The organism is Streptomyces glaucescens (assembly GCF_002154375.1).
Taxonomy (GTDB): Bacteria; Actinomycetota; Actinomycetes; order Streptomycetales; family Streptomycetaceae; genus Streptomyces; species Streptomyces glaucescens.
In genome coordinates, this window is sequence record NZ_MUND01000709.1 from 1 (window position 1) to 6280 (window position 6280).

The 6280-nt window shown below is 70.6% G+C and carries 5 protein-coding genes; all 5 read left to right on the forward strand.

All coding sequences use genetic code 11. The annotated features are described in order from the left end of the window. Positions 1 to 1444 (forward strand): alpha-1,6-glucosidase domain-containing protein (locus CCN42_RS35630; RefSeq protein ID WP_143662138.1); only part of this gene is annotated, 1444 nt, incomplete at its 5' end. A gap of 426 nt (positions 1445 to 1870) precedes the next feature. Continuing rightward, complete coding sequence (locus CCN42_RS45780; protein WP_086741500.1) at positions 1871 to 2197, forward strand: hypothetical protein; 327 nt, start codon at positions 1871 to 1873, stop codon at positions 2195 to 2197. Between the two features lie 647 nt (positions 2198 to 2844). Then, complete coding sequence (locus tag CCN42_RS35640) at positions 2845 to 3858, forward strand: beta/alpha barrel domain-containing protein (RefSeq protein WP_086741501.1); 1014 nt, start codon at positions 2845 to 2847, stop codon at positions 3856 to 3858. A 253-nt stretch (positions 3859 to 4111) separates the two neighbouring features. Then, positions 4112 to 5017 (forward strand): fumarylacetoacetate hydrolase family protein, encoded by a 906-nt coding sequence (locus tag CCN42_RS35645; protein ID WP_086741502.1) that lies wholly within the window; start codon positions 4112 to 4114, stop codon positions 5015 to 5017. 1 nt (position 5018) lies between these two features. Then, a partial coding sequence (locus tag CCN42_RS35650; RefSeq protein ID WP_086741503.1) for an AMP-binding protein occupies positions 5019 to 6280 on the forward strand: 1262 nt, incomplete at its 3' end.

Here is a 6280-nt window from a genome sequence, read left to right on the forward strand (position 1 = left end):
GATGGTCAAGGCGCTCAACGAGGACGGCCTGCGGGTCGTCATGGACGTCGTCTACAACCACACCGCCGCGAGCGGCCAGGCGAACACCAGCGTCCTGGACCGGATCGTCCCCGGCTACTACCAGCGGCTCCTGGCCGACGGCTCGGTCGCCAACAGCACCTGCTGCGCGAACACGGCCACCGAGAACGCCATGATGGGCAAGCTGGTCGTGGACTCGGTGGTCACCTGGGCCAGACAGTACAAGGTCGACGGGTTCCGTTTCGACCTCATGGGCCACCACCCCAAGGCCAACATCCTCGCCGTCCGCAAAGCCCTGGACGCGCTCACCGTCGAGAAGGACGGCGTCGACGGCAAGAAGATCATCCTGTACGGCGAGGGCTGGAACTTCGGCGAGATCGCCGACGACGCCCGCTTCGTCCAGGCCACCCAGAAGAACATGGCCGGCACCGGCATCGCCACCTTCTCCGACCGGGCCCGCGACGCGGTGCGCGGCGGAGGCCCCTTCGACGCCGACCCCGGCGTCCAGGGCTTCGCCTCCGGCCTGTACACCGACCCCAACCCGGACGCGGCCAACGGCACCCCGGCCCAGCAGAAGGCCCGCCTCCTGCACTACCAGGACCTGATCAAGGTCGGACTGTCCGGCAACCTCGCCGACTACACCTTCACCGACACCAGCGGCAAACGCGTCAAGGGCTCCCAGGTCGACTACAACGGCGCCCCCGCCGGATACGCGGCGGCCCCCGGCGACGCCCTCGCCTACGCCGACGCCCACGACAACGAGACCCTCTTCGACGCCCTCGCCTTCAAGCTCCCCGCGACGACGAGCGCCGCCGACCGGGCCCGCATGCAGGTCCTCGCCATGGCCACGGCCACCCTCTCGCAGGGCCCGGCCCTCTCCCAGGCGGGCACCGACCTGCTGCGCTCGAAGTCACTGGACCGCAACTCCTACGACAGCGGCGACTGGTTCAACGCCATCCACTGGAACTGCGCCGACGGCAACGGCTTCGGCCGCGGACTGCCGCCGGCCGCCGACAACCGGGACAAGTGGCCGTACGCCAAGCCGCTGCTCACACGGATCGGGGTCGGCTGCCCGCAGATCGAGGGCGCCTCGGCCGCCTACCGGGACCTGCTGAAGATCCGTACGACCGAGCGGGCGTTCTCCCTGGACACGGCCGCCCAGGTGCAGTCCGCGCTCTCCTTCCCGCTGTCCGGGACGGACGAGACCCCCGGCGTGATCACCATGCGCCTGGGCGACCTGGTCGTCGTCCTCAACGCCACACCGGACCGGCAGGAGCAGCGGATCACCGAGCTGGCGGGCGACACCTACCGGCTGCACCCGGTACAGGCGGCCGGCGCGGATCGGGTGGTCAGGGGGGCCGTCTACACGAAGGGCACCGGGACCTTCGAGGTGCCGGGCCGTTCCGTGGCGGTGTTCAAGCGCTGACGGATCCCTCCGCAAGGTGCCCGTGCCGGTCGACCGGCACGGGCACCTCCATGTTCGGGGGCCCGCACCCGCGACAGGGGGATCGCTTTTCGGTCGTGTCGAAGCCGCCGCGCTCACCGCGGCCGGTCGTCGCCGGCCCAGGGCGGGGGGCCTGCCGACAACAGCGGGGCCTGTGACTTCATGCGGAGGTAACGTGCGCCCAAGCCTCCCAGGGATCCGTGTCGCGCCGACCGCCCCTGAGGGTCCAGAGGACCGGTGACGCCGTTGCAGGCTGCTGAGCTGGGTGTTCAGGCGCAGGGGCGCGGGTCTGTGAGCGTTGAAAGTGCCATCGCAAGAGCCATGAAACTTGCCGCAAAACCCTGCATGTCGTCGAGAGCCTCGCCTACGCTGAGGGGCATCCGTTCATCAAGTGAAGGCGAGAGTGCGATGCGTGGGGTTCTGCGTTCAAGTTTTGTTGCTGTGGCCGCGGCTCTGGTGGTGGTGCCGTCCGGTGCGGCCCACGCCGGGTCCCAGGAGGCCGCGGGGAACTGGGGCGCCGCACCTGACTGCGTGACGTTCAGTGCGGACTGGCGGTACACGTTCGTCACCAACCACTGCTCCGGCACGCACACTCTGAAGGTCGTGTACCGCGACGGCACCGACGTCCCCAGCCGGGTGGCGCCTCCCGGTGCCCTGATCACCTTCCCCGGATACGGAACCACGGGCAACGAGGTTCTGGGTGTGGTGGTGTGCGACGACGGCGACGGCGCCTGACTTTTTCCGGGAGGCGCCCGCGCCGTCGGAACGGGGACCCCCCGCACGCGCGCCTGGCCCGTACGCGGGCGCACCGTGGAATACGGGTTGACCGCCCCGCTTTCCGGAAGCGGCGAAACACGGATACGCGGGTTTTCCCGCGGGCGGCGAAGTGTGTTCCGTCGGGCAGAGACAAAAGGCCATCGCCGCGCCCTCAGGAGGCGACGTCTCGCCCCGCGCGATGTCCGGCGGGGCGAGGGGGCCTCCCGGGGGCGGCGTCAAGGGGTCCGGCGGCCATGAGGCCACCTCGACCGGAACACAACGCCCCCACCGCCGTAACTCTCGCCCCGTCCGCCCCTGTCGGCCGTGCGCGCGATCCGGCACGACGACCCCACGCCACGGCCCCCATCAGTAAGGACGGCCGGCATCCCCCGCCTCGCCCGCCGCAAGCCGTGTGATCGACACCGGCGCATTCATGGCGACCGGGGCGTGTTATTCGGTCAAAGGTCGCATGTGTGTCTATGGCACCTAGGGTTGGGAACGCGTAACCCGTACGACGCAGCACAAGGGAATAACGCTTCCCCATACGTTTCCGTCATCGCTGGATCCGTGTCTCTTTCGCCCATTCCGAAAGGCGGCATCCGTGCTGCCGAAAAAGGAGTGACCTCATGCCCTTAGTGGACGGCCGGACCGATGAAGCGCCGGCCTTCGAACTGCTCGACTGCACACTGCGCGACGGTTCGTACGCCGTCGACTTCCAGCTCGACGAGGAGTTCGTGACGCAGCTGCTCACCCGCCTGGACGGCATTCCGGTCGCCAAGGTGGAGGTGGGCCACGGAATCGGCCTGGAGGCCGAACGCAACGGCATCAAGCCGTGCAACATCGGCCACTACCGCTGGGCCGAGATCGCCCGCTCCGCCCTCACCCGCAAGCCCTGGGGCATGTTCGCCCAGCCGGAGTTCACCCGCCTCGACACCATCGCGGAGATGACCGACCGCGGGATGTCCTTCGTCCGGGTCGGCATGGAGCCCGACCGGGTCCCCGAGAACCTCGACTACCTGCGGCGCGCCACCGACCTGTGCGGCCAGGTCTACCTGAACCTCATGAAGTCCAGCGCGACGCCGGTGACCGAGCTGGTCCGCCTGCTCGACGGGGTGACCCCCGACATCGCGGGCGTCTACGTCGTCGACTCCTACGGCGCGATGCTCCCCGCCGACGTGCAGACCTACGTCAGCGCGGTGCGCGAGCACTTCGCGGTCGTCGGCTTCCACGGGCACGACAACCTCGGCATGGCCAACATCAACAGCATCACCGCCCTGCAGGCGGGCGCCACCATCGTCGACGCCACCCTCGACGGCATCGGCCGCGGATCCGGCAACGCCGCCATCGAGTCACTGGCCGGTGTCATCAAGAAACTCGAAGCCGACCTCTTCGACTACCAGGAACTCGCCAGGCTCGCCGAGTACTGCCGGGAGAACATGCGGCCCATCCCCGAGGACCGCACCATGCAGGTCCTGGGCGCGGTGATCGGCATCCACTCGGGCTACTTCCCGCTGGTGGAGAAGCTGGCCGAGGAGTACCACACCGACCCGGCACGGCTCATGGAGGCGGCCGTGAAGATCGCCGACCACAGCCCGCGCAAGGACGACTTCCGCACCGCCGCCAGCAGGATCAGCGCCTGAACCTGTCGTCCGGACCCGCCGAAGCCGCGTCGGCACGCAATCCGCGGCGCCAACACCACCCGCCGGCTCCCGCGCTCGGCCCGCCCCGGGCCCAGGCATGCCCTGACGCCCTCGCCCGGGGCACCCCGGGCCCGGCCCGAGGCGGAGGTCCGTTCCACCCCGCCCGGGGTGCCCGGCGCCGGCCCGTACGGCCCGGAAAAGGCCTCAGCCGACCGGCGGACCGCCGCCCGATCCGCCCCCAACGGAGATCACCATGAGAATCACCAGGACCGGAACGTCCGCCACCGGACACGGCATCGCCGTGCACCACCGCGACCGATGGTTCAACCTGTCGGACGTGCCCGGGTACGCCGACACCACCCGGATCAGCGACCTCCTCGGCGAGACGCACCGGCGAGAGCTGACCGGCGTCCTGGAACGGCATGCGGCCGCGCTCACCCCCGTCCGGCCCGACCCGGGGCTCGCCCCCACGGTCGTCGATCCCGGAGCCGACATCTGGGGCGCCGGGCTCAACTACCGGCGCCACTCGCAGGATCTGCAGTCCGAACAGCCCCGCTCCGGCCCCGGTTCCTACCTACGGCCCGCCGGCTGCCTCATCGGCAACGGCGACCACATCGACCTGCCCTCCCAGTCCCGTCGGGTCACCGCGGAAGCGGAACTGGGCCTGGTCATCGGTACCACCTGCAAGAACGTCGAGCGTGCCGAGTGGCGATCCGTCGTGGGGGGCGTCACAGCCGTCCTCGACATGACGGCCGAGGACGTCATCCGGGAGAACCCCCGTCACATCCCATGGGCCAAGGGGTTCGACACCTTCTGCAGCGTCGGCCCGGTCCTGGTCACCCTGGACGAGTTCGGCGACGACGACGACCTCACCGCCCTGCGCATCGCCACCGTCCGCAACGGGGAGACGATCGCGGCCGCCACCCCGGCCGACATGAAGTTCGGCCTCGACCGACTCGTGGAGTACTTCAGCGCCGGACGCACCCTCGAAGCCGGCACCGTCATCTGCACCGGCACGCCCGGAGCGGCGGTCATCCACGCCGGTGACACGGTGCAGGCGGTCGTGCAGGACGTCGGCACGCTGACCCACCCCGTCCGCCAGCAAGCAGCGGTCCGCCACGAGGAACGTCCCCCCGCATTCCGCAGCGAAGGAGGCTGACATGCGAGCAGGAGAGGAGTCCGTGCTCGACGGCATGGACCGCGCCGTCCGGGAGATGCCGGACAACGAGGCGCTGCGCACCGCGCGGTCCGCCATGACCTACCGGGAACTCGGCGAACGCACCGACGAGTTCGCGCACCGGCTGCGGCAACTGACCCGCCCCGGTGAATGCGTCGCCCTGCTCGCCACCCGCAGCGCGGCCGCGATCGTGGCCATGATCGGCGCCATGAAGGCACAGCGGCCGTTCGTCTTCGTCGACGAGCGGGACAGCGACGCGTCCAACGCGGCCAAGACCGGCCTGCTGGGCGTCAGACTGCTGGCCCGCGGCGCGGACGACGACGGCCACGTGGAGCTCACCGCGCTGCCGCCCCACTGGCGCACGGCCGACGGCCACGCGCGGCTCAGCGAGGAGCCGCCCCACCAGGCCACCTCCGACGGCCCATCCGCATCCCACCACGGCACGGACGAAGCCCCGCCCACCCCCCGCCGGCTCCCTTTCGCCGACGGCGAGATCGGCTACGCGATCCACACCTCGGGATCCACCGGCACCCCCAAGTGCGTCCTCGTCCGGGCCGCCCCGCTCGCCCCCGTCGTCCGCGACCATGTCACCCGGCTCTCCGTCGGACCGGGCAGCCGGACCCTGCAGTTCGCCCGGCTCACCTTCGACGGCTGCCTCACCGAGATCCTGTGGACGCTCACCGCCGGAGCCTGCCTCGTCGTCGTGGACGAGGAGCGGCTCGCGCCGGGCCCCGTCCTGCAGGACACCCTCGAACGGTTCGGGATCACCCACCTCAAGACGACACCGTTCGCCCTGACGGTCACCGAACCCACCGACGGGATGCGCCTGGAGCACGTCGTCAACGGAGGCGGCCCGTGCCGCCCGGCCGCGGTCCGCACCTGGTCGAAGGCGGCCAGTTTCCACAACGCCTACGGCCTCACCGAGACCACGGTGTGCAACCTGCTCACCGACGCCCTCGACCCGGACGACTGCCGGGACGCGGTGCCGCTGGGCGAGCCGGTGGGCGACTGCGCGTACGTCCTGCGCGACGTCGGGACCGGCGCCACCGGAGCCGGGGTCCGGCGCGGTGAACTCGTCGTCACCGGGGCCTCCGTGGCGGCCGGATACCTCACCGAGCACGGCGTCGACCCGCTGCAGAACCCCGACGGGTCGAGCGGCTACGCCACGGGCGACGTGGTGGAACTGCGCGACGGACGGCTCTACTACGTGGAACGGCTGGACCGCCAGGTCAAGGTGCGCGGCTA

What these genes read in the sequence shown, in the direction of transcription:
- CCN42_RS35645 (WP_086741502.1), top strand. Translation starts at nt 4,112, where the DNA reads ATGAGAATCACCAGGACCGGAACGTCCGCCACCGGACACGGCATCGCC.
- CCN42_RS35640 (WP_086741501.1), top strand. Translation starts at nt 2,845, where the DNA reads ATGCCCTTAGTGGACGGCCGGACCGATGAAGCGCCGGCCTTCGAACTG.
- CCN42_RS45780 (WP_086741500.1), top strand. Translation starts at nt 1,871, where the DNA reads ATGCGTGGGGTTCTGCGTTCAAGTTTTGTTGCTGTGGCCGCGGCTCTG.